A 23,247-nucleotide genomic window follows, 5' to 3' on the forward strand; every position below is an offset into this window, starting at 1 on the left:
GGGAGGCCCGTCCTGCCGCGGGGCCAGGGGCGGGTGCCGCGTCGGGGCCCGGCTGGACCATGAAGCAGAACGGGCACTCGGGAAGCGCCGTCGGCTCGCCGCACCATCCGCAGGACCGGTAGGGCGAACCGGCGAGCAGGCTCTGCAGCGCCTGCGGGTGCCCGCTGAACGCGACGAACTCCGCGTACTTCCTGGTGCCCCAGTACTCGGCGCTCATCGGCTGGGCGGCGACCGCGGTCACCGAGACGGCCCCGATCACCGGCCGCAGCCGGTGCTGCAGCCACTCGACGTCGCCGTTCTCGTGGCCGAACAGCATCAGCACCGGATCGGCCGGGCGCGTGGCCGGTTCCGGCACGGGCCTGGAGGCGCTGATGCGGTGGACCGCCGGCCGCGGCCCCGCCGACACCGCGAAGCCGTTGCCCGGCAGGTAGGACGACACGTGCGCGCCGAGCCCGGTCTTGATGTGCTCCATGCGGGCGACGCTGTTCACCCAGGCCCCGGCGTAGACGCTCTCGCACAGCCGCCCGGCGAGGCTCGCGAGGACCCCGGGCCGCGCGTAGCCGGACGCGAAGGCCAGCTGGTCGGCGATCAGCGACAGCGCGAGCGGCGGCACGTCGAGCGGCACGCCGGCGACGCGGTCGGTGAGCAGGGCGGACCGGGCCAGCCGGACCATCCTGCGGGCCCGCTCGCCCTTCCACGACGGGTAGACCACCAGCACGGCGCCGCGCTGACCGAGGGCGTACGCCACGTGGTCGATGAAGGCGGCGCACGCCTCGTCGCCCCCGTCCAGGCCGACCCGGTAGGCCACGGTGGCCTGGAGGATGCCCGTGCTGGGGAAGTCACCCGCGAGTACGACCGCTGTCACGGGCGCCTCGGCTCGTCGTCGGGCCTCACCGGGCCGCCCCTCCTGTTCTGCGCGGCGGACGATCGATCATCGTTTCTCGTCCGGCGGCGGGTGCGCTGGCGTTGGTCACCACGGTCGCCGCGACTCGGGCGATTCACCCGGCCGGCGGAAGAACCGTAATGGAACCGTGGTGCCGCATTCTTCGATGCCGCCCGCTTTCCCGCGGTTCCACCACCCGGAAGAACGCACTCGGGGGATCTTGACATGACCGCACTACCTGGGAAAACGATGACCGCAGTGGTGCCCGCGCGGGCACGGGCACGGCCGCCGGAAATCTCCTCGTGCATGCTCGACCGCCCCCGCCCCAGGTGCAGCACGCTCACTTCGCCTCCCGCGGGTGGCACGGCCCCACGCCATTCTCCCGGAAGCCGGACAACTGATCAACGATCAGACAATAGTCCACAGTCGGCCATGACTTTGGGTCCCAGGACCCTGGACATGAATCCCCGGCCCACTCCGGCACAAATACTTGAATAGTGGACTATTTAATGTGCCAGGTGAGACGGCCGCCGGACACAGGCTCTAGAGTCTTCCTGTAGGCGGCCCCAAACTGGAGACGACGGCGATGACGAATCCTTCGGACCCCGGTCACCCTCAGCACCCGCCGGCGCCCGGACCGCCGGGAGGTCCGTACGGCCCGCCGCCCCAGCAGCACCCGCAGTTCCCGCAACCGGGCGCGGTCCCCGGCCCTCGCCCACCCGACCCGGCGTACGGTCCGCAGGACCAGCAGCAGGACTGGACGCCGCCACCGCGCGATCCGGCGGGCAAGGGCATCCTCGGTGCGCTGTTCGACATGAACTTCGACCACATGATCACCGTGCGCCTGGTCAAGCTCATCTACGTGATCTCGCTGGTCCCGATCACGCTGCTGGCGCTGCTGATGGCGGGGTACGGGCTCGACTGGCTCGCCCAGGACGCGACGTTCTTCGGTCTCCTGCTGCTCGTCACCGCACCGTTCATGTGGCTCTTCCAGATGCTGGCGGTCCGGGTCCTGATGGAGTTCGTGATCAACCAGTTCAAGATCAGCGAGTACCTGCGGGTCATCAAGGACAAGGACTAGGCGGAGCAGCCGGTGGGCGAGTTCGACGGGACCGGGCCCGGTGCCGGTCCCCCACCACGGGACACGCGGCGCGACACGGGGTCCGAAGCCGGGGCGACGCGGCGCGACGACCGCGTCCCCGGGCCGCGTCCGGCATCCGAGACGCGGCGGGACGGGGAGGCGGCCGCCGACCCGCTGATGCGGCTCCCCGCGGTGCTCGGCGAGCGGTACCGGGCGGTGGCGGAACTGCCCGTGCAGGGCGCCGAGTCCGACCTGCTGCTCGTGCGGGACGCGCACGGCGCCGAGTTCGTCGCCAAGATCTTCCGCCGCGGGTACCGCGCGGACCGGGAGGTCTGGGCGAAGCTGCCCGCGCTGGACTCCCCGCACGTCCTGCGCATCCTGGAGACCGGGCACGCGGACGGCCGCGACTACGAGGTCGCCGCGTACGCGCCGGACGGCAACCTCCGCACGCTGATGGACGGGGGCCCGCTGCCGGCGGAGACGGCGGGCGAGATCGCGGCGCAGCTCGCGGCCGGGCTGACGGCCCTGCACCGCGCGGGCATCGTCCACCGCGACCTCAAGCCGGAGAACGTGCTGGTGCTGGGCACCGACCCGGTCCGGCTGGCGATCGCCGACTTCGGGCTGAGCAGGGTCCTCGACCAGAGCGTGGTGTTCGCGTCGTCGTCGCGGACGCTGGCCTACGCGGCGCCGGAGTCGCTGTCCGGCCAGGTGTCGCCCGCCCGCGACTGGTGGTCGCTCGGCATGATCGTCCGGGAGCTGGCCACCGGCCGGCCGCCGTTCGAGGGGCTGAGCGAGACCGTCGTCGTCGACCACCTGGCGACGCGCCCGGTGAGCGCGGACGACGTCCCCGACCCGCGGCTGCGGCTGCTGTGCCGGGGGCTGCTGGCCCGCGACCCCCGGAAGAGGTGGGCGGGCGAGCAGGTCGCCGAGTGGCTGGACGGCGGTTCCCCGGCCGTCGCGGAGGAGAGCGCCGAGCCCGGGACGGGCGCCGGGCTCCCGTTCAGGGGGCACCGCTACACCCGCCGGGACGAGCTGGCGCGCGCGCTCGTCGAGAACTGGGACCACGCCGCGCGGTACTTCTTCGGGCACGGGGAGACGGGCGAGGCGTGGCGGAGCCTGCGCGAATGGCTCGCCGGCATACCGGACGACAGCCGCATCGGCCTCGTCGACGGGTACCTCACCACGGCGCTGCCCCCCGACGTGAAGCTGCTGCACCTGGTCCGCTGGCTGGACCCGGCGCTCCCCCCGCATTTCCTCGGCCGGCGGCTGGCGTCCGGCGACCTGCCCGGCCTCGCCGTCCTCGCCGACGACCGCCGGCACGCCGACCACCGGACCGCGTGCCTCATCGGGCGGGCGCTCTGGGAGCAGCACCTGCTGCAAGTCCTGGCCGGGTTCGACACCGGCGAGGACCTGGGCCGGATCGACGACCAGTGGCGCGCGCACGTGGCGGCCTGGAACGACCTCGCGCGCTGGCTGCGCGGCCAGGACGGGATGCCGCCGGGCCTCGCGCGGCGGCTGCCCGACGCGGGCGCCGAGGATCCGCCCGCCGTCCTGCTCACGCTGCTCGCCCTGGCGGCGCGGCCCGCCGAGACCCATCGGCTGATCGCCGAGGGCGCCGCGCGGGCCCGCGCGGCGATGGCCGAACCGGTGCCGTGGTTCACGTGGCTGGCGGACGGCGCGGGCGACGACCCGCTGCGGCTGCTCGCGGTGACGCTCGCCGCGCCCGAGGCCGTCGTGGAGACCGAGGCGCGGGCGCGGGAGCTGGCGGCGGCCCGGCAGCGCGACGAGGCGCTCCGCGCGCACTGGGACGAGCGGGAACGGGAGCGGCTCGCCGGGCGCAGCTCGGCGATGACCCGGGCCGTGCTCTGGACGCTGCCCTTCCTCGCCTTCTGGCTCCTCGGAAGCTGGGTCGTGGGCTCGCTGTTCGGCGGCGGAGACGGCGGCGGGACCTCCTCGGTCGGGCTGCAGAAATCGTCCTCGGGCATCCCGTTCGGCGTCCTGGCCGTCTTCTCCGTGCTCGCCTGGGCGGTGCACTGCGGCAGCGAACTGTTCGTGGCGCGCGCGCAGGGCAAGGACTACCTGCCGCACGGGCCGTGGTCGATGCTCTCCGGTTTCCTGGGGGCGAGCGGGCGCGGCCTGTCGAAGGCGTCGCAGACGATGACGGGCGCGGCGCGGAGCACCGGGCGGCGCGGCTGCGGGTTCCTGCTCCTCGCCATTACGATCCCGCTGCTGATTCTCATGCTGTTGGTTGGGGCGCTGACGTCCATCGCAAGCATGCTCTGGCTGCTCCTCCTCATCGTGGGTCCCGCATCCCACGGCGTGGGGGCGGGCGTCAGGCTGCACCAGTGGCGCCAAGCGCGCACGATCGGAGGAAGCTCTTGAGCAGCGGGATCGAGGCGGAGGTCGTCCTGGACGCCGCGGTCGTCCTCAGCCTGGGCATGAACCGGGTCCTGGGGCACGGCGCGGGATTGGCGGGCCGGGGCGCGGAGGCGCTCGCCGCGCTCGCCGAGGGGCGCGCGGAGGCGCGGGCAGCGGCCCTGGCCGAGGTCGAGACGCACGAGCGGGCCCTGCGGGAGGTCGTGGAGCGCAACGCCCGCATCGCGGCGCTCGCCGAGACCGCGGCGAAGATCGGCGCGGAGGCGGCGCTGCCCGAGCGGCTCCAGCCCGGCGAGCGGTCCGCGGCGGAGCTGACCGCCTGGTGCGCCGCCACCGACCCCCTGCTGGACGAGGCCGAGCGCCGCCTGTCGGAGCACCTCGCCGCCCAGGTCGCCACGCAGATCTTCACGGCCCCCGCCGAAGGGCTCAAGGCCGAGACGGGCAAGAGCGCGCCGCCGCCGCCCACCGGGGACGACGTCCGGCGGAACCTCGAACGGATCATGGCGCGGCTGCTGCCGGACGCGGCCGAGGAGGAGCGGCGGGCGGTCGCGGAGGCGGCCGGGCTGCTCGCCGGGACCGGGACGGCGGAGGAGGCCGAGGACGTTCTTCAGGAGGTCCGGCTGCGGATCCAGGACGCCAACCGCCGCGTCGAGGAGCGCCGCGCCGAGGAGCGGCGGCGCGCGGCCGAGCGGGACGCCGCCGAGCAGGCCGCGGCCGAGCGCCGCTACGTCCTCGACTCGATCACCGCGGCGTTCGAGGACATGGGGTACGAGGTCCAGGCCGGGTTCGAGACGCTGACCGCCGACGACGGCACCCTGACGCTGACGAAGGGCGCCTGGCCCGACCACAGCGTGAAGATGAAGGTTGACGACGCCGCGCACGTCCGGGCGTCGATGGTGCGCGAGCGGCCCGCCGAGAGCGAGGACGACCGCCGCGTCGACGTGGAGCGCGAGCGGGAGTGGTGCGAGGCGTTCGAGGCCGCCCGCGACCGGCTGCGCGACGCGGGGATCCGCTCGGACGTGGCGTGGCGGCTGGAGCCCGGCGTCCGCGAACTGCCGGTGGCGGCCCGGCCGGGGCAGACTAGGGGCCGTGCGAGCCAACGCGAGCGCCACCGCGAGCGTCACAACTGAGGTGCGGGATTGCCGGGGGAGCAGGTATGAGCATTGAATCGCCCACGCTCGGGGGGCGGCTGCAGGGATGGCCGCCGTTCATCCGGGAGCTGGACGCGACCCTTTCCGTGCACTCCCAGTACGTCCTGTCGGGCAACCTGTACGACAGCTTCCTGACCCCGGCCGCGGACGGCGGCGGGCACGGGCAGCTGCTGCCGCTGCGCGCCCTGCTGTGGGAGACGCTGCGGTCGAGCGGCGCGTCGTTCATGGCCGTCTACGACCCGGTGGACGGGCTGCAGGTCATCCCCGGCCCCGGCGAGCCGGGCGGGGACGAGGCGGCGCAGGCCGCCGAGCGGCTGCTCGGCAAGCTCAAGCCGGACGACAAGCCGTCGCTGGAGGCGCTGACCCGGCTGCTGGCCGCGATGGCCCGGCCGAAGGAGAACGTCCGCGCCGCGTTCGTGATCGACTCGGCGTCGCGGATCGCCCGGACCCCGACCGACCTGGAGCCCGCCGAGCGCGACTTCTTCCGGGTCTGCGCGAAGCTGTCGCGCAGCGCCCGTCCCGTCCGGGTGACGGGGGCGCGGCCGAAGCCGCTCTACAACCCGATCGTGTGGCTGGTGGAGCGGCCCGGCGACCTCCCGCCGTGGCTGACGACCGACAACGAGACCATCCGCGAGATCACGATCCCGCGCCCGCACCTCGGGGACCGGCAGGAGACCGCGCGGCTGCTGGCCCGCGCCTTCGGGGTCAGCGACGTCGGGGAGGACGAGGTCGCCGCCGCGGCGTGCGACGCGTTCGCCGAGCAGGCCGACGGGCTCACCCTCCAGTCGATGATCGAGGTGACCCGGCTGGCCAAGGAGCGCAACGTCGACCTGGCCGACCTGCCGGACGCGGTCCGCACCTACAAGCTCGGCGTGCTCGACAACCCGTGGAGCCGCGGCCACCTGCGGCGCCGCGTGCTGGAGGGGGAGCGGCGCGTCCCGGAGCGGGTGATCGGGCAGCCGCAGGCCGTCACCAAGACCCTCGACATACTGAAGCGGGCGGTGCTCGGCCTGTCGGGCGCGCAGGCGACCCGGTCCGGCAGCCGGCCGCGCGGCGTGCTGTTCTTCGCGGGGCCGACCGGCACCGGCAAGACCGAGCTGGCCAAGGCGATCACCGAGCTGGTCTTCGGGGACGAGTCCGCCTACCTGCGCTTCGACATGAGCGAGTTCTCCGGCGAGGGCTCCGGCGACCGGCTGATCGGGTCGCCGCCCGGGTACGTGGGGCACGAGGCGGGCGGGGAGCTGACCAACGCCGTCCGCGAGGACCCGTTCCGGGTGATCCTGTTCGACGAGATCGAGAAGGCGCACCCGCGGATCCTCGACAAGTTCCTCCAGATCCTGGAGGACGGCCGGCTCACCGACGGGCGCGGCAACACCGTGCACTTCTCCGAGTCGATCCTGATCTTCACCTCGAACCTCGGGATGTTCGTCCCCGGCCGGGACCTAACGCTCCGCGACGCGTCGCCGCACGACCCCGGGATGGGCACCAGGGTGCAGAACATCACACCGGGGATGTCGTACGAGGAGGTCCAGCACCGCATCAAGAGCGCCGTCGCCGACCACTTCACCGAGGTCCTCAACCGGCCGGAGCTGCTCAACCGGTTCGGGGACAACATCGTGGTGTTCGACTTCATCTCCGCCGAGGCGGCGCACAAGATCTTCGATCTGCAGTTCGCGAACATCTGCCGCAGGGTCACCGACGAGCACCGGCTCGTCCTCACCGTGAAGAGCGAGCCGCTGGCGACGCTCCGCGAGTGGTGCACCGAGGAGCTGGACAAGGGCGGGCGCGGGATCGGCATGGCGCTGGAGTCGCACTTCGTCAACCCGCTGGCGCGCGCGCTGTTCGACCGGGAGCTCGGCCCGGACGAGAAGATCACCGTGACCGGCATACGCCGCGAGGGCGGCATCGTCCATCTGGACCTCACGTGACCCCCGAGGGCCGGACGGGCGACGTCGACCCGGCCGCGACGCTGCTGCTCGCCAAGGCGCACTACCCGGTGACCACACTCGGCCCCGGCACCCGCGCCGGCATCTGGACGCAGGGCTGCACGCTGCACTGCCACGGCTGCCTGTCGCGGGACACATGGGACGCGGATCCGGGTAAGGCCGTCCCCGTCGAAGCGGTCCTGGGCTGGCTGGACTCCCTGCCCGGACCGGTGGACGGGGTGACCGTTTCGGGGGGCGAGCCCTTCCAGCAGCCGGCCGCGCTGGCGGCTCTGCTGAAGGGCATACGCGCGTGGCGACAGAACCGCGACCGTGAGACGATTGCGTTGGACATATTGGTCTACAGCGGATATGTCTACTCGCGGCTCGCCCGCAGCGGCGGGACGCGCGAGATCCTGGACATGTGCGACGCCGTGGTCACGGGGCCGTACGTCGACCGGCTCAACCCCGAGGGGGGACACGCCGAGGACGGCTCTCTACTCTGGAGGGGGTCGGCCAACCAGCGTGTCGTTCCGTTGTCCCCGCTGGGGCACGAGCGGTACGGAGCACTGGCCGGCATCGGGAAGACTGAGAAGGCTACAGGGCCCCGAGTACAGGTGTCCGTGGACGAAGGGCCGGAGGGAAGGCGGGTGTACTACATCGGGATCCCGCGAAGAGGTGACATGGAGCAGCTCACGTCGATGCTCGACCGCGCCGGCGTGCGCTCGGGGGATGTGTCATGGCGACCTTGAACTGTCCTGTCTGTGACGAGCCGTTCCAGCCGGGCGACCTGCTCTGCATGAGCTGCGGGGCCAACCTGGCGCGCGCCGGCGGCGGCGCCCACCGGCAGCAGGGGCCGGGCGGGTACGACGACCAGCAGCGGCAGGGGTACCCGCCGCAGGGCCCCCAGGGCGGCCAGCAGTACGGGGCCCCGGGGCAGCACGGCCAGCCGTACCAGCCGGCACCTCAGCACGACCCCTACCAGCAGCAGGCGCCGCAGCACCAGGCCCCGCACCAGCCGGGCCCGCCCGGCCAGCCGCAGGACCCGTGGGGCCCGCCGCAGCAGCAGCCCGCGCAGCCGGACGCGTGGGGCGCACCGCCCATGCCCGACCAGCACGGCCAGCCGCAGCACGGTCAGCCTCAGCACGGCCAACCCCAGCATGGTCAGCCTCAGCACGGCCAACCCCAGCATGGTCAGCCTCAGCACGGGCAACCGCAGCACGGCCAGCCTCAGCACGGCCAGCCCCAGTACGGCCAGCCCCCGAACCAGCAGGGCGGGCAGCCGCAGCACGGCGGCGGCCAGCCGCCCATGCAGCATCAGCAGCCGGGCGGGGACCCGTGGGGCATGCCCCAGCAGCAGCCCCAGCAGGACCAGTGGGGCGCACCCCAGCCGCAGCAGCAGTACGGCCAGCCCGAGCAGCAGTACGGGCAGCCGCAGGAGCAGCAGTTCCCGCCGCCGCAGGACCAGTACCAGCAGCGCGAGCCGCAGTACCAGCCGCAGGACCAGTACGCCCCCCAGGACCAGTTCGGCATGCCGCAGCCCGGTCCGGCGGACCACGGCTTCGGGGCGCCGCCCCCGCAGCACGGCGGCGGCCAGCCGCCGATGCCGCCGCACGGGCGCGAGGCGACCCTGCTGCCCCCCGACCAGAACCAGGGCCCGCGCCCCGGCGCGGACCCGGGCGGCACGGCGTTCATGTGCCCCTACTGCGAGGCGGTGCTGTCCAACCCGGGCGCCGCGCAGTGCGAGTCGTGCCTGCGGCCGCTCCCGGGGAAGGGCACGCCGATCCTGCGCGTGCAGTTCCCCACGGGCGAGCTGAAGGTCTCCGTCGGGCAGCACCTGGTGCTGGGCCGCGACGCGGGCCAGTCCCCCGTGGCGTCGACGTTCACGCAGTACGACAACGTGTCGCGGCGCCACTCCACGGTGTGGCTCGACCCGTCCGGCACCGCCTGGGTGCGGGACGAGGGCTCCACCAACGGGACCTTCGTCAACGGCGAACGACTCCCCCGCGGCGTGGAGGCCCCCCTCCGCGACGGCGACCAGCTCCGCCTGGCCGCCGACGTGACGGGCACCGTCCAGCTGGCCTGAGCAGCACGTCAAAGGGCGGCCCCCGGTTCACGTGAACCGGGGGCCGCCCTCTGTCGTTGGTTGGGCCGGGTCGCGCCGGCCCGGCGGGTGTCAGCCGGCGCGCTTGGTGCGGGCGCGCGTGCGCTCGCGCTCCTTGGCGTCCAGCACGACCTTGCGGATGCGGACGAAGCGCGGCGTCACCTCGACGCACTCGTCCTCGCGGCAGAACTCCAGTGCCTCCTCCAGCGACAGCAGCCGCGGCGGGGTGAGCCGCTCCAGCTCGTCACCGGTGGACGACCGCATGTTCGTGAGCTTCTTCTCCTTGGTGATGTTGACGTCCATGTCGTCGGCCCGGGAGTTCTCCCCGACGATCATGCCCTCGTACACCTCGGTCGTCGGACCGACGAAGAACGTCCCGCGCTCCTGCAGGTTCATGATCGCGTACGCGGTGGCGGCGCCGGCCCGGTCGGCGACCAGGGACCCGGACGGGCGGGTCCGCAGCTCCCCGAACCAGGGCTCGTAGGACTCGAACACGTGGTGCGCCATGCCGGTGCCCCGCGTCTCGGTCATGAACTCGGTGCGGAACCCGATCAGGCCGCGCGCCGGGACCAGGAACTCCAGCCGGATCCAGCCGGTGCCGTGGTTCGTCATCTGGACCATCCGGCCTTTGCGGACGGCCAGCAGCTGCGTGACGGCGCCGAGGTGGTCCTCGGGGATGTCGACGGTGAGCCGCTCGACCGGCTCGTGCTTGCGGCCGTCGATGACCTTCGCGACCACCTGCGGCTTCCCGACCGTCAGCTCGTAGCCCTCGCGGCGCATGTTCTCCACCAGGATCGCCAGGGCCAGCTCGCCGCGGCCCTGCACCTCCCACGTGTCGGGCCGCTCGGTCGGCAGCACCCGGATCGACACGTTGCCGACGAGCTCGCGGTCCAGCCGGTCCTTGACCATCCGGGCGGTGACCTTGGTGCCCTTCTCGCGTCCCGCCATCGGCCCGGTGTTCGTGCCGATCGTCATCGAGATCGCGGGCTCGTCCACGGTGATCAGCGGCAGCGGGCGCGGGTCGTCCGCGTCGGCGATGGTGTCGCCGATCATGATGTCGGGGATGCCGGCGATCGCGATGATGTCGCCCGGCCCCGCCTCCCGCGCGGGCTTGCGGGTGAGCGCCTCGGTCATCAGCAGCTCGGTGATCTTCACGCGCTCGACCGTGCCGTCATGCCGGCACCACGCGACCTGCTGCCCCTTCTTGATCGTCCCGGCGTGCACCCGGCACAGCGCGATCCGGCCGAGGTAGCTGGAGGCGTCCAGGTTGGTGACGTGCGCCCGCAGCGGGACGTCCGGGTCGTAGGACGGCGCCGGGATCGTCTCGGTGATGACCTTGAACAGCGGCTCCAGGTCCTCGCCCTCCGGCATCTCGCCGTCGCCCGGCTTCTCCAGCGAGGCCCGCCCGGCGCGCCCCGACGCGTAGACGATCGGGAAGTCGATCTGCTCCTCGTCGGCGTCGAGGTCCATGAACAGCTCGTACGTCTCGTCCACGACCTCGTCGATGCGGGCGTCGGGGCGGTCGGTCTTGTTCACGACCAGGATCACCGGAAGCCGCGCGGCGAGGGCCTTGCGCAGCACGAACCGGGTCTGCGGGAGCGGGCCCTCGCTGGCGTCCACCAGCAGGACGACGCCGTCCACCATCGACAGCCCGCGCTCCACCTCGCCGCCGAAGTCGGCGTGCCCCGGGGTGTCGATGATGTTGATCGTCATCCCGTTGTGCAGGACCGCGGTGTTCTTGGCGAGAATGGTGATGCCCTTCTCGCGCTCCAGATCGTCGGAGTCCATCACCCGGTCGTCGACCTGCTGGTTCTCGCGAAAGGCCCCGGACTGCCAGAGCATGGCGTCGACGAGCGTCGTCTTCCCGTGGTCGACGTGGGCGACGATCGCTACGTTACGGAGGTCGTCGCGCGTGGAGTTGGGCATGCGAGGCTCGCCTTGGCTGAGAGAACGGGGATCGCCGCAGAGCGCGGCACTGACTCATTCTACTTGCCCGCGCCCGCAGCCCGCCCTGCAGCGGTCGTCCGGTCCGTCCCAGGGCCCCCGATTCGCCAACTTTGCTCGTTCTTTGTAATCTGCCCGAGATCCGGTCGTTCGGAGTCCCGCCCCCGGGACTGCGGCCGGAGCGCCTAATCTCCCGCGTGTCGGGAGAGCCGGGGACCCAGGTCCCTGGGGTGAATCGACGCACGTCGTAGGGCGATCTCCCCGCCCGAACCCGTCAGCTAACCCGGTAGGCGCGCGAGGAGAGGAGAAGACCGGCTTGGCTCCGGCCCCCCGACGGTGGCGCCGCATCGCGCCCGCCACCACGGCCACGATGCTCCTGATCGGCCTCGGCACCGCCTCACCCGTCACCGCGCACGCCGCCGCACCGGCCCGGCTGTCCCCGACGCCCACTCCGACGACGGAGGAGGGGCTACGCAAGAGCCTCGACGCGCTCAACGAAGAGGCCGAGATCCTCACCGAGAAGTACAACAAGACCCGCGTCGACCTCGGCAAGGCGCAGCAGGCCGAACGCGCCGCCGCCAGGCGGGCCGCATTCCTGCGCGCCCAGGCCGCCCCCGCCCGCGAGCAGCTCGGACGGCTCGCCGCGGTCAACTACATGACCGGCGCACCCGACGTGATCTTCGGCGCCGACGGCTCCCCCGAGGGCCTCGCCGAACGCGCCTTCCTCACCCAGAGCCAGGCCAACGCCGTCCTCTCCCTGCAGAAGCAGATCCAGCAGGCCGAGACCGCGCAGCGCACCGCCGAAGCCACCACCGCCCAGGTCGAGAAGGCCACCGCGGACGCCAAGGCGGCCCGCGAAGCCGCCCGGAAAAAGGTCGCCGAGGTCATGAAGCGCCTCGACAAGCTGACCACGACCCGCGTCAGCGACCCCCGCAGCGGCCTCCGCGCCACCGTGAAGGGCTCCGACCTCCCCGCCGACATGGCCCGCAAGGCCCTCGGCAAACTCGGCTCCCCCTACGTGTGGGCCGCCTCCGGCCCCAACAGCTTCGACTGCTCCGGACTCGTCGTCTGGGCCTACGCCCAGGTCGGCAAACGCGGCCTCCCCCACTACACCGGCGCCCTCTACGGCCTCGGCACCAAGGTCCCCCGAGACCAGCTCCGCTCCGGCGACCTCGTCTACTTCGGCGGCAGCCTCCACCACATGGGCATCTACCTCAGCGACGGCAAGTACGTCCACGCCCCCCGGACCGGCGATGTGGTGAAGATCTCAAGGCTGTCCGACCGCTCCGACTACGCGGGCGCCAACCGCATCACCTGAGACGTACGAGGGCTTCCTGCGGCGCGGTAGGAAGCCCTCGTATTTATTGTTTTTTGTTGGTTAGGGCCCTGGGGGCCCTAACCAACAAAAAACGTGCGATCGCTGCATCGCTCCGACTCGCCTAGCGGCTCGCTGCGCGATCGGGCGGTGTTTATTGCATTGCCCTTGGCAGTCAGGCGCTGGAGCGCCTTCCCTTCGGCGGGCACTGCGTGCGATCGCTGCATCGCTTCGACTCGCCTAGCGGCTCGCTGCGCGATCAGGTTTCTTGCTTCGCTCGAAACCTGCCTTCGGACGCAATCGCGACGGTTTGGGTTGTCGCGGGGTTGCGGTGGTGGCTGATGTCCGTGCGTACGTGGGCTGATGTCGGCGTACCCGTTGTCGCCGGTTGCCGGTGACGGTATGCGGCCGACCGACCACGTCTGCCGGGTTCGTCCTAATTAGCGTTCGTGGGTAGTGCATCGCGGGGGGTGGGGTTAAGTCAGGCCGTGGGTTGCTAGGGCCTCTATTACTGGGCGGTCGCCTGGTAGCCAGTCGACGTCGTACAGCTCGTCTGGGGTCAGCCAGCGTAGGGCTAGGTGTTCTAGGGGTTGGGGTACGCCTTCGACTATCTTGGCGGTCCAGACTCGGAGAACGGTTGTATCGGAGAGGGGCCAGTCGCCGCCTATTCGGGTTTGCAGGCTGACCTTGATGTTCAGTTCCTCGTGGCACTCACGTATCAGGGCGTTCTCGTCTGACTCGCCGGGGTCGACCTTGCCTCCCGGGAGTTCCCAGCCGCCTGCCATGTGCGGTGGTTCGGCGCGTTGGGCGCTCAGGAGGCGGCCCTCGGAGAGGATCGCCGCTCCTACTATGACCAGGTCGGCCCTCTTCATCTTGGTCCCTCCTGGACGGACTGGAGCAGGCGTGTCGCGTCCTCGACTATCCGCTCCAGGTGGCCGCCGTGGGCGCCGCGCCAGTAGAGCTGGCCGCAGTTCGCGCAGCGGCCGTAGACGTCGTAGGAGCGGCGCGTGCCCGCCTCCAGGTGGTCCTCGATCTCCTGTTTGTCGACCGGGACGAGTTCGCCGTTGCAGGCGGTGCAGCGGGTCCACGGGCGCAGGACGGGCGCGAACCGGTCCAGGACGTCGCGGAGCTGGTCGTCCGGGCGGGCGCCGCGGACGTACGCGCCGAACCACAGTGCGCGGCGGCGGAGGAGCCCGCGGTCCTGGGTGAGCAGGACGCGGCCCTCGTCGTTGGCCTGGACGACCAGCGCCGGGTCGTCCATGTCGTTGTGGTAGGCGGTGTCGAGGCCGAGGAGGCGCATCCGGCGCGCGAGCGTGCCCAAGTGCACGTCGAGGACGAAGCGCGGGGCGTCCTGGCCCGGCTCCAGCGGGACGGGCTGCGGGCGCGGCACCGCCTCCACGCGCACGTCGGCGCCGGCGGCCGGGCGCATCGACGGGTCGGCGGGCTCGCCGCCGACCGTCATCGGGCCGGCCTCCGGCAGCGGCACGCCGAGCGACTCCACCAGATGCCCCAGCGTCGAGGTCCCGTCGCAGGCGACGCGGCTCACGCTCGCCCGCCGCGTGGCGGGCAGGAACATCAGCAGTTCGTCGGCGAGGCGGATCGTCAGCTCGGGCTCCACGACGATCAGCATGCCACGCGGAACGCGGAATCCCCGCCGCAATATCCGTCCCGGGTCCGTCAGCCGCCCGGGCGGTCGGCGGCCAGTTCGCTGACCTTGCGCTTGAAGTCGGGCCTGGCGAGCGGGCGGGTCGTGCCCACCCAGTCGGAGCGCTTGTAGGGCTTCACGCCGATCGCGGGCACGCACGTCGAGCAGCTCGCCACGATCATCTTGTTGTCGCCGATCACCATGCCGACGTGGCCGGGGTTGTTCGCCGACGTGCCCGGACCCGAGTTGAAGAACACCAGGTCGCCGGGCTGCTCCTTGCCCTTGTCGACCTTCACGCCGAACGGCCACTGCTGGAAGGTCGTGCGGGGGATGTCGAGGCCGACCGTCCGGTAGGCGCCCTGGATGAGGCTGGAGCAGTCCCACGCGTCCGGTCCGTTGGCGCCGAACACGTAGGGCTTGCCGCGCTGCGCCATCGCGAACTTGATGATCCGCTGGACGAGGCCGCCGACGTCCGAGGGCAGCTCGTTGTCCTCGCAGTTGATGCCGTTCGCCTGGACGACCTCGAACTCGCCGCCCACGTACTTCTTGGCCCAGTCCAGGACGAGGTTCACGTAGTCCCACGAGTGGTTGTAGGCGAAGATCGCGGTGCGCATGCGCTCCGGGGCGCCGGATGCCTTGAGGTAGTTGGCGGCGGACGGGATCGCGTCCTCCGGGTCGTAGCGGTCCTTGCGGCCGTCGCCGTTGCCGTCGACCCCGTACGACTTGAACGTCGGGGCGAGGAACTGCATGGGGCCGCCCGCGCCCGCGTAGTTCTCGCCGCTGCTCACGCCGGGGAGCTGCGACCTGCCGTGGTCGGTCTCGACCTTGCCGACGGCCGCGAGCACGTTCCACGGGATGCCGTACTTCTCCCCAGCCTTCCGGTAGAGGCCGAGGAAGTTCGCGGGGATGGCCTGCGCGTCGTCCGCCGCGTCGGGCTGGGAACCGGCCCGCGTGACGTCCACGCAGTTGGACCTCACGCTGCCGCCGAACATGAACTGCCCCGCGCCGAACAGGATCGGGATGAAGACCACCCCGACGAACAGCAGCGACGCGACGCCGAGCGCCCCGGCGAGCAGGAGGCGGCGGGTCGTCATCCCGTGTCACCCGCCTGGCCCACGTCCGCAGGCTGGAAGGCGTACACCTTCAGCGAGCCGCCCTCCCGCGCGACCGTCACCGCGTACCGCCTGTTCTCGCTGCTCTCGCGGCCGCCCTTGGTGACCTTCTGCATGCCCGTCACCACGAACACGACCGAGTTGTTCTCGATGTTGCGCACCTGGTCGAGCGTGGCCGTGCTCTCCGCGACGACCTCGTTCCGGCGCCGCTCCTCCAGCAGCCCGGGGGTCGCCGCGTCCCGTTCGAGCTGGGCCCCCAGCTCGTCGGTGGCCAGGCCCGACAGCCGCGCGGCATAGGTCTGGGGCGTCTCGTCGAAGCGGTACGTCCCGTAGGCGGAGACGAACCGCTGCGCCAGGTCTGCGGCGGCCGCGAACTCCTGGCGGGAGAACGGCAGCAGGCGGTAGATGTCGAAATCGCCCGCGTTGATCGTGCCCTCGATCCCGGGCGGCGGCGACGCCGGGCCGGCCGGGGCGCTCGTGGCGGGCGCGCCGCCCGAGCGGGCGTCCGCGTCGTCCGGCTCGCCCGCGGGCGCGGCGACCGTCAAGTAGATGCCGATGGCCGCGAGGACCACCACGAGTCCCGCGAAGAGCAGCTTCCGCCGCCGGTCGTTCAGGTTCATCGCTGGGTCTTCCTCATCCTCGGGAGACCTGACGGGCGAGGGTCACTCGTCCCGTCCCCCTTCACCGGACGGACGGTCCACGGGACGCAGCCAGAACGGGATCGGCGGGTCCTCCTGGGAGCCGCGGCGGTTCCAGAGCGGCGGGGGCCGCCGGTCGCCCTGCGGCTGGGGCGCGGAGGGGGCGCCGCCGCCCGCGCCGGTCCGCGGCCTGGGGACGTTCGAGCCGCCGCCCGAACCGCCGCCGGATCCGCCGCCGCTGCCGCCCGAGCCGCCGGCGCCGCCGCCCGGGCGTGACCGGCCGCGGTCGTTGGAGCCGGACGAGCGTCCGCTGCCGCCGAACCAGCCGCCGCCTCCGCCGGCGCCCTTCCCGGAGCCGTTGCCGCCGGAACCGCCACCTGAGCCGCCGCCGCTGCCACCTGAGCCGCCGCGGCCGCCGCCGCCCGAGCCGCCGCCGGTGACGCCGCCGCCGGAGCCGCCGCGTCCCGTCCAGGACGTCGGGCGGGCGTTGCCCGTGCCGGAGCCCGCGCCCGCGGTCTTCCGTCCGCCGCCGCCCGCTCTGGCTCCGGCGACGCCGCCCGCGACACCGCCGGCCGTACCGGCGCCCGCACCGCCGCCCGCCGTCACGCCGCCGTCCGCGCCCTGGTCACCGGACGCGCCCGCGCGGGACGGCAGGTTCAGCGGTGGCGCGCCGCGCCGGGACCGGCCCTGCTGCGCCGCCGCGGCACCCGCGCCGCGCGGCTTGGCCGCGAGCACCGGCGCCTCCTCCGGCGACGGGCCCTCGCCCGCGCCGGCCGACCGCCGGTCGGCCGCCACGGCCGTACCCGGCACCACGTCGCCCTGGGTCGCGGGGGCCACGCCCTCGGAGGTCGCCTCGCGCCTCGCCCAGCGGGCGATGCCAGACCCGGCTCCGCCCGTCGCCGCGGTCGCCGCCGCCAGCGTGCTGCGGCGCGCCTCGGAGACGGACCTGTTGAGCTGCGCCTCGCTCTTCTCCCGCGCCCCGACCGCGCCGTAGCCGACCGCCGAGAACAGGTGCTGGAACGGGCGGCGGTAGACGAACGCCGCGAACGTCACCAGCGCGATGAGCAGGATCTGCAGGCCCCACGGCAGCGCCTCACCGAGGATCAGCCCGTACGCCCACAGCAGCAGCGACAGGACCCCGATCAGCGCCGCCTGTTTCAGCAGCATCGACAGCAGCAGTTCCAGCCATCTGATCGCGATCACCCGGCCGATGCCCGGATGGATGCCGATGCCGAGGAAGATCGGCCCCGCGACCAGCAGCAGCAGGAACGCGATCTTCACCACGATCAGCGCGATCGCGATGACCATGATCAGGATGCCCGCGACGAGCGCCGCGAACAGGCCGCCGAACGCGACCGCCAGCCGGTTCTCCCAGTTCTTGCCCTGGAACAGCGGATACGCCCCGGGATGCTCTTCCCTGATGTTGTCGGCGACGTCCTTGTAGGCGTCGGCCTTCTTCCCGAGGTCGGCCTCGTTGTTGGGACCGTACGCCTCCGGCAGGTCGACCGCCTGCGACCACAGCAGCTTGTCGGCGTTCTCCTTCACGATCGCCGCGTTGGGATCGGTCGTGCCGAACTGGCCCTGGAGCCACGGCTTGCAGACGAGCGCCACCCACAGCTTGTTCGCGTTGCGCGTCGTCTCGTCCAGGCTCTCCGCCGACGCCGGGTCCGCCCGGCCTCCGGGGGTCGGGACGCACACTCCGCCCCCGGTGGTGCTCTGCGGCAACGCGGCGTTGAACGCGGCGCTCGTCGCCTCCGACGTCTGCGTCCCGAGCGTCGTGAAGTCCGATGGACGCGCGATCAGCCACACGAGCGCCACCATCGCGACGACCATCCAGATGACGCCCTCGGTGACCTTGCTGGCCCGCTTGCGGACGAGGCCCCACCACGCCAGCCACATCGCCCCGAGGATGACCACCCACGACCAGTAGCGCGCGTTGAACGTCTCGCCCATGTCGCTGATGACGCCGTCGACGGTGTCCTTCAGCCAGTCGAGCAGCGACGGCGACGCGGCCGCCTGGTAGACGCTGATCGTGGTCCGGTCGATCGCCCGGACGAGCGTGAACACGGTGTTGGCGACGGCGTTGCCCATCATGGACACCGCGTCCGAGCAGCCCAAGTCGACCGCGTACCAGTACTGCCCGGCCATGCCGTAGCGGTCGTAGTACGTCAGGTTCTCGACCGGGGTGTTCTTCAGCTTCTCGCTCGGGTAGTCCGGCGGCTTGATCATGCCGTCGGTGCCCGACCCGTACAGCTCCGGCGCCGGGTTCTCCGCCGGGCTGCACGCGTCGTTCGGCGTCGGCAGGTCCGGATTCGGGATCGACGCCGACGCGGGCGACAGCGGCCCCATCATGAACAGCGCCATGAAAATCAGCAGCAGTGCCGAGCGGCGGATGCGCGGACGCCGCCGCCGGGTCCGGCGGGACCGGCGGCCGAGGACCGCGCGGTCGAGCCCTTCGCCGGGAGAGCGCTGCAGGCGCGCCGTCCCGGCCCGGGGACCCCTCATCGGCGGACCTCCTCGGCCTCGGCCCCCGCGGTGGTCAGTTCGGACGAGCCCGGACGGGACCGGGTCGGGTTGGTGTCCAGCCAACGCTGCAGTTCCTCGGAGATCAGGTCGACGCCGATGCGTCCCGCTCGGCCGTCGAGGTCGCGGAAGATGCATTCGCCGTTGCCGAGGTTGCGCAGCACGGCCTTGTGCTCGTCGGACGCCTCCACGCCGAGCAGCGACATGACGTTGCCGACCTCGACGCGTTCGGTGGAGCGGAAGGAGAACACCGACGACAGGCAGTTGGTGACCTGCTCGTTCAGCAGGTCGCCCGCGTTCTGGGAGACGAGGATCAGCGCGGTGTTGCGGGACCGCCCCATCCGCGACACCTCCGGCACGAGCTTGGCGCCCTCCGGCGTCGCCGTGATCGCCCACGCCTCGTCCAGGAAGATCGCCTTGGGCAGCCGCCGGTCGAGGCCGTGCATCAGCCGCCGCGCGAACTGCGACACCAGGTACATCAGCGCCACCGACAGCCGCTGCTCGTAGGAGTAGTCCTCCCGGGAGATCGCGACGTCCGGCAGCGTGAGGCCGCCGAGGGTGAACACCGTCGTCCAGCCGGCGGTGTCGATGCGCTCCCCGCCGGACGGGTCGAAGCACAGCCGCGCGAGGTGCATCTCCGACATCGACCGCAGCACCGCGCCGAGGTTCTTGGACGCCGGGTCGTCGGTGCCCTCCAGGTAGTCGACGACGCGGCCGAGCGAGGGCCGGTCCGCGTTGGCGACCGCGCTGACCGCCTGGATCATCGCGGACTCGCGCTCCTCCGACATCCGCGGCAGCAGCAGCCGCAGCGTCTCGGTCGCCATCATCTTCTTCGTGGCGAGGTCGTCGCCGAAGGAGAACGGGTCGAGCAGGCCCGGCGCCGCCGAGCCGAGCGGGAGGATCCGCGCCCTGCGGCCCCGCGACTTCAGCAGCTGCACCAGCGACTCGGCGTCGCCCTTCGGGTCGATCGCCGCGATCGTGACGCCGCGCAGCGCCATCTGGTAGATCAGCAGCAGCGCCAGCGTCGTCTTGCCGCCGCCCGGCTCACCGGTGATCGCGACGGCGGTCGGGCGGTTCCGGGCCGCGGCGACCAGCGGGTCGAAGTGCACGATGGAGCGGGCCCTGCCGAGCGTCTCCCCGATGTACGGGCCGATCCAGCCCTCGTCGTGCTCGGGCGCGGGTCGGTCGCCGAGGTCGACGGTCGCGATCGGCATGCCGCCCGCGATCGTCCGCAGCGGCTGGCGCTGCGCGTAGGCGTTCAGCCGGATCTGGTCGCCGGGCAGCGACTCCAGGAACAGCGAGAACTGGTCGCCGGTCGAGTTGACCACGTCGATGCCGATGTCGCGGTAGTGCTCCACCACCGCGTCCACCCGCTGGCCGAGGAGGTCCTCGGTGGCCGCGGACACGATCAGCCGGTGCCACCCGTACACGAACGGCAGCCGCTCCTTGGTGATGCCGTGCTCCAGCATCCGCGCCGCGTCGATCTGCTCCGCGAGCGCGATCGGCGCCTCCGCGCCCGCCTCGCGGATGTGCTGGTCCATGTCGCGGGCGTGCGCCAGCTTCCGCGAGACGTCCTTGGACGCCTTCGCCGGCGGGATCAGCTTCATCCGCGCGCTGATCTCCACGGGGAACGGGAGCGCGTCGGCGTAGTGGAGCCACGGCTCGCCGTCCGGGAACGGCATCATGTCCGGGAACCGGGCGAACGACAGGTACGCGACATAGGACGCCGCCGTGGCGCCGCCGCCCGCGCCGGTGAAGTTCGGCTGCTCCACCCGCAGGTAGGAGCGCCCGTTGTGGATCGCGCCCTCGACCAGCGCCTCGATCTCGCCCTTGCCCCACGTCCTGCGGGAGACGGCGGACGGCGGCGGGTCGGCCAGCGACCCCGACACCGCGTGCTGGAACAGCCACGCCACCTCGGTCGAGGTGGCGTGCCGGGCGTACAGGGCCGATCCGCCCAGTGCCCGCCCGACCCGCTCGGCCTGGTCCGTCCAGCGGCCGATCTCCTTCTTGTCGATCGCGTCGTCGTGGACGCCGAGGACGTTCTCGCTGCGCTTGTAGAACCCGAGGAGCTGCTTCAGCACCCCGCCCGACAGCTGCGCGCCCATGCCGCGCGGCCCGAGCCGGACCCCGAGGTAGACCTCCTTGGTCCAGAAGTCCTGGGACCACACGTGCGCGTAGGACTCCTCCAGGTACTCCCGCCAGCCGGGCCCGCCGTCGGACGTCCGGTCCAGCGCCAGCGCCCAGTCCGCCGCCGGGTACGTGCGGTGCGCGATCCGCAGGTGGACCTCGGCGTCCTGCATCCGGATGCCCGCGAGCGCGATGGTGATGTTGGTGGCGAGCGCCTCGCGCTCCTCCCCGGTGGTGAACTCGTACGACACCGTGGGGAGCCGGAAGTACGCCCAGGCGGCGGTGTCGGTGAACAGCACGCGGTCGTCGAAGTACCGCACCGCCAGCCTGCTGGACTTGCTCACGCCGTCACCCCCACACCGCATTGTCCCGGCGCCCCGGCGGCCGCGCAGGGGTGCCGGAGAGAGTCTTTCCGGTCCGGGCGGTGATCCAGTTGAGGCGCGCCCGACAGGAACGCCCCTCCCGCCCCGGTCTCCGCTCGATGCCCGCGAGGGGCGCTCATCGCGTGGCCTCCTGCTCCTGCTGAAGCTCCTGGTAACGCTCGGGCATGACGCTGAAACCACCGGCGACCACGCCGGCGAGGGCAAGATAGGCACGCCGCGTGGGCGTCCGCAACGACTTCAGCTCGTTGCGCGGCGCGCGGTCCATGCTCAGGTGATCATCCCACGGAATGCGCACCAGCGCCCGGCAACGACCGCGCGCCACGGCCTCGGCCTGCTCGACGTCGTCCATGCTGCGGCGGCTCACCCCGTTGATGACGGTCACCGCGCGGGACCGCAGTTCCTCGTAGCCGTGGCCGTCCAGCCACTCGAACGTCATCGCGACCGCCCGCGGCGCGTCGGCGCTGGCCGGCGCCACGAGGACGATCTGGTCGGCGTACGGCAGCACCCGCGCGACCACCGCGGCCGCCGCGTCGATGAGCGTCACGGAGTAGAACTTGTCGATCGTCCGGATGGCCAGCGCGTAGTCGCGGTCGTCGAGCGCCTGCAGCGGGTTCTTGCCCGCCGCGATGACGTCGAGCCCCGACTTGGCCTGCGAGGTGTACCGGCGCATCGCGGTGAGGCTGCCGACCTGGTCGGCCCGGGTGATGAGTCCCGTCAGGGTCTCGTTCGTGTCGCTGCGCGTTCGCCGCGCCAGCGCGCCCGGCCCGGGGTTCACGTCGATCGCGACCACGGGCTCCCCGTTGTGCTGCGCGAACGTGTGCCCGAGCATCAGCGCGGTCACCGTCTGCCCCGCCCCGCCGGTGCATCCGAGCACGACGACGTGCCGGGTGCCGTGGAACGGCTGCTGCAGGCGCTGCTGGTACTCGGCGTCGACGTCCCCGTGCCCGCCGCTGACGGCGTGGAAGAGCCGCCGCAGCCCGCCGCCGCTGACCTCGTGCCCGGGGTCCGGCGGCGTGATCGCCGGACCGGACGGCGGCGGCGCGGGCGGCGGAGGCAGCGGCCGCGGCCGCACGGGCGACGCGGGCTGGGACCGCACCTCACGCGGCGGCGCCTCCTCCTCGACCGGCCCCGCAGGCGCCGCGGCCTCCGCAGCAGGCGGCGGCGCGGCCTCCGCCGCGGGCGGTGCCGGAACGGCCCCTGCGGCGGGCGGCCACGCGGGCCCCTCCGCCGCGGGCCGGGGCTTGGACAGCCCCTCCGACCAGGGCCGGGGCGCCTCCATCCGAGGCGTCTCGGCGGGCCGCGCCCCGAAGGCCCCGGGCACCATGGGAATGTCGGGCCGCGTAGGCCCCGCCCCCTCCGGCCGCCCGCCTCCCCAAGGCCGCGGCACATCCCGCCGCGTCTCCCGCACGTCCCGCTCGGACTGGGCGTCCCGCTCGGCCTGCTCGTTCTGCACGTCCTGCCCGGCCTGCCCGGCCCGCGCATCCCGCATGTCCTGCCCGGCCTGCTCGTTCTGCGCGTCCTGCTCGTCGCGCTCCGTGCGCGCGGCGGGGATCACCGGCTCCACGCGCTGCCCAGCGACCTTCTTGTCCCCGTCCTCTCCCCCGGTCTTCCGCGAAGGCGAACCCGCCACGGCCGACCCCTCGGCGGAAACCCCGATCTCCCGCGCCGCCTCGCTCCGCGGCGCCGACTGGTGATCGGACGGGCTCCCGCCCGAAGCCGCACGGAGCGACTCAACCGCACGCGCACGCTCGGCATGACGCGCGGCTTCCTGCGGCCGAACGGCCTCCGCACCCCGCGCCGCCGCGGCAGGCGGAACCGCTTCACCTTGGGCTGCCGGGCGGGCCGGCTCGCCGGGACGCGGCGGACCGGACGGGGCCGCCGCTCCGCTCCCGGACGTGGGCTGCGGGTGGCGCGGCGGCTCGGCCGCGTGGGACGACTCGGTCGCGCGGGCGCGTTCCGCGTGGCGGGCGGGGTCCTGTTGCCGTGCCGTCTCGGCGTCCTGGGCCGCTGGGGATCGCGGGGTCGCTTCGGCCTGGGGTGTCG

Annotated in this window: 18 protein-coding genes and 1 riboswitch; of the genes, 8 read left to right on the top strand and 10 right to left on the bottom strand. The window is 72.7% G+C overall.

Annotated elements, in window-relative coordinates:
* A partial coding sequence (locus E1266_RS21430; RefSeq protein ID WP_132049645.1) for a hypothetical protein occupies window positions 1-865 on the bottom strand: 865 nt, incomplete at its 3' end.
* A gap of 604 nt (window positions 866-1,469) precedes the next feature.
* On the opposite strand from E1266_RS21430, the gene E1266_RS39500 reads away from it, so the two are divergent.
* Genes E1266_RS39500 through E1266_RS21455 form a run of 5 tightly spaced genes read left to right on the top strand, consistent with a single transcriptional unit; the run spans window position 1,470 to window position 8,165 of the window.
* On the top strand, window positions 1,470-1,964 hold the full coding sequence (locus tag E1266_RS39500) for a DUF4282 domain-containing protein (RefSeq protein ID WP_243718688.1): 495 nt from the start codon (window positions 1,470-1,472) through the stop codon (window positions 1,962-1,964).
* Window positions 1,965-1,976: 12 nt separating this feature from the next.
* The gene (locus tag E1266_RS21440) at window positions 1,977-4,346 is read left to right on the top strand and encodes a serine/threonine-protein kinase (protein WP_132049647.1); all 2,370 of its coding nucleotides are present in this window, start codon (window positions 1,977-1,979) and stop codon (window positions 4,344-4,346) included.
* Window positions 4,343-5,470 carry a response regulator receiver protein gene (locus E1266_RS21445; RefSeq protein WP_132049649.1) on the top strand — a complete coding sequence of 376 codons (1,128 nt, stop codon included), beginning with the start codon at window positions 4,343-4,345 and terminating at the stop codon, window positions 5,468-5,470. The genes E1266_RS21440 and E1266_RS21445 overlap by 4 nt, the downstream gene beginning before the upstream one ends.
* Before the next feature lie 26 nt (window positions 5,471-5,496).
* Complete coding sequence (locus E1266_RS21450; RefSeq protein ID WP_132049651.1) at window positions 5,497-7,419, top strand: AAA family ATPase; 1,923 nt, start codon at window positions 5,497-5,499, stop codon at window positions 7,417-7,419.
* Window positions 7,416-8,165 (top strand): 4Fe-4S single cluster domain-containing protein, encoded by a 750-nt coding sequence (locus tag E1266_RS21455; protein WP_132049652.1) that lies wholly within the window; start codon window positions 7,416-7,418, stop codon window positions 8,163-8,165. Before E1266_RS21450 ends, E1266_RS21455 begins: the two co-directional genes overlap by 4 nt.
* On the opposite strand, the gene E1266_RS21460 is transcribed toward E1266_RS21455, so the two are convergent.
* On the bottom strand, window positions 8,069-9,028 hold the full coding sequence (locus E1266_RS21460; protein WP_165966154.1) for a hypothetical protein: 960 nt from the start codon (window positions 9,026-9,028) through the stop codon (window positions 8,069-8,071). The genes E1266_RS21455 and E1266_RS21460 overlap by 97 nt on opposite strands.
* Between E1266_RS21460 and E1266_RS21465 the strand changes: the two genes are divergently transcribed.
* Window positions 9,017-9,499: an FHA domain-containing protein gene (locus tag E1266_RS21465; RefSeq protein WP_165966155.1), complete on the top strand. Its 483-nt coding sequence runs from the start codon at window positions 9,017-9,019 to the stop codon at window positions 9,497-9,499. The genes E1266_RS21460 and E1266_RS21465 overlap by 12 nt on opposite strands.
* A 90-nt stretch (window positions 9,500-9,589) precedes the next feature.
* Here E1266_RS21465 and typA read toward each other — a convergent pair whose 3' ends face one another.
* The gene (gene typA, locus E1266_RS21470; RefSeq protein WP_132049658.1) at window positions 9,590-11,443 is read right to left on the bottom strand and encodes a translational GTPase TypA; all 1,854 of its coding nucleotides are present in this window, start codon (window positions 11,441-11,443) and stop codon (window positions 9,590-9,592) included.
* A 190-nt stretch (window positions 11,444-11,633) separates the two neighbouring features.
* Window positions 11,634-11,770, top strand: a riboswitch (cyclic di-AMP (ydaO/yuaA leader).
* Window positions 11,771-11,777: 7 nt separating this feature from the next.
* Here typA and E1266_RS21475 point away from each other — a divergent pair.
* Entirely contained in the window at window positions 11,778-12,779 is a 1,002-nt protein-coding gene (locus E1266_RS21475; protein ID WP_243718689.1) for a C40 family peptidase, read from the top strand.
* Window positions 12,780-13,252: 473 nt separating this feature from the next.
* On the opposite strand, the gene E1266_RS21480 is transcribed toward E1266_RS21475, so the two are convergent.
* The 7 genes from E1266_RS21480 to E1266_RS21510 form a co-directional block, all read right to left on the bottom strand.
* Window positions 13,253-13,648: a (deoxy)nucleoside triphosphate pyrophosphohydrolase gene (locus tag E1266_RS21480; RefSeq protein ID WP_132049660.1), complete on the bottom strand. Its 396-nt coding sequence runs from the start codon at window positions 13,646-13,648 to the stop codon at window positions 13,253-13,255.
* A complete protein-coding gene (locus E1266_RS21485; protein ID WP_132049662.1) occupies window positions 13,645-14,406 on the bottom strand; it encodes a Mut7-C RNAse domain-containing protein in 762 nt (253 codons plus the stop codon). The genes E1266_RS21480 and E1266_RS21485 overlap by 4 nt, the downstream gene beginning before the upstream one ends.
* A 47-nt stretch (window positions 14,407-14,453) precedes the next feature.
* Window positions 14,454-15,515: an NlpC/P60 family protein gene (locus tag E1266_RS21490; RefSeq protein ID WP_132049664.1), complete on the bottom strand. Its 1,062-nt coding sequence runs from the start codon at window positions 15,513-15,515 to the stop codon at window positions 14,454-14,456.
* Complete coding sequence (locus E1266_RS21495) at window positions 15,512-16,153, bottom strand: hypothetical protein (RefSeq protein WP_132049666.1); 642 nt, start codon at window positions 16,151-16,153, stop codon at window positions 15,512-15,514. The genes E1266_RS21490 and E1266_RS21495 overlap by 4 nt, the downstream gene beginning before the upstream one ends.
* Window positions 16,154-16,195: 42 nt before the next feature.
* The gene (locus tag E1266_RS21500; protein ID WP_132049668.1) at window positions 16,196-18,676 is read right to left on the bottom strand and encodes a type IV secretion system protein; all 2,481 of its coding nucleotides are present in this window, start codon (window positions 18,674-18,676) and stop codon (window positions 16,196-16,198) included.
* Complete coding sequence (locus E1266_RS21505) at window positions 18,673-21,186, bottom strand: ATP-binding protein (protein ID WP_132049670.1); 2,514 nt, start codon at window positions 21,184-21,186, stop codon at window positions 18,673-18,675. Before E1266_RS21505 ends, E1266_RS21500 begins: the two co-directional genes overlap by 4 nt.
* Window positions 21,187-21,319: 133 nt before the next feature.
* On the bottom strand, window positions 21,320-22,834 hold the full coding sequence (locus tag E1266_RS21510; RefSeq protein ID WP_132049672.1) for a hypothetical protein: 1,515 nt from the start codon (window positions 22,832-22,834) through the stop codon (window positions 21,320-21,322).
* Between the two features lie 123 nt (window positions 22,835-22,957).
* On the opposite strand from E1266_RS21510, the gene E1266_RS38875 reads away from it, so the two are divergent.
* Window positions 22,958-23,247, top strand: a 290-nt coding sequence (locus E1266_RS38875; protein WP_207945810.1) for a hypothetical protein, incomplete at its 3' end; no start/stop codon positions are given.

This window comes from Actinomadura sp. 7K534 (assembly GCF_004348575.1).
GTDB classification, from domain to species: domain Bacteria; phylum Actinomycetota; class Actinomycetes; order Streptosporangiales; family Streptosporangiaceae; genus Spirillospora; species Spirillospora livida.

What these genes read in the sequence shown, in the direction of transcription:
- E1266_RS39500 (WP_243718688.1), top strand. Translation starts at nt 1,470, where the DNA reads ATGACGAATCCTTCGGACCCCGGTCACCCTCAGCACCCGCCGGCGCCC.
- E1266_RS21450 (WP_132049651.1), top strand. Translation starts at nt 5,497, where the DNA reads ATGAGCATTGAATCGCCCACGCTCGGGGGGCGGCTGCAGGGATGGCCG.
- E1266_RS21465 (WP_165966155.1), top strand. Translation starts at nt 9,017, where the DNA reads ATGCCGCCGCACGGGCGCGAGGCGACCCTGCTGCCCCCCGACCAGAAC.
- typA (WP_132049658.1), bottom strand. Translation starts at nt 11,443, where the DNA reads ATGCCCAACTCCACGCGCGACGACCTCCGTAACGTAGCGATCGTCGCC.
- E1266_RS21480 (WP_132049660.1), bottom strand. Translation starts at nt 13,648, where the DNA reads ATGAAGAGGGCCGACCTGGTCATAGTAGGAGCGGCGATCCTCTCCGAG.
- E1266_RS21485 (WP_132049662.1), bottom strand. Translation starts at nt 14,406, where the DNA reads ATGCTGATCGTCGTGGAGCCCGAGCTGACGATCCGCCTCGCCGACGAA.
- E1266_RS21490 (WP_132049664.1), bottom strand. Translation starts at nt 15,515, where the DNA reads ATGACGACCCGCCGCCTCCTGCTCGCCGGGGCGCTCGGCGTCGCGTCG.
- E1266_RS21495 (WP_132049666.1), bottom strand. Translation starts at nt 16,153, where the DNA reads ATGAACCTGAACGACCGGCGGCGGAAGCTGCTCTTCGCGGGACTCGTG.
- E1266_RS21500 (WP_132049668.1), bottom strand. Translation starts at nt 18,676, where the DNA reads ATGAGGGGTCCCCGGGCCGGGACGGCGCGCCTGCAGCGCTCTCCCGGC.
- E1266_RS21505 (WP_132049670.1), bottom strand. Translation starts at nt 21,186, where the DNA reads ATGCGGTGTGGGGGTGACGGCGTGAGCAAGTCCAGCAGGCTGGCGGTG.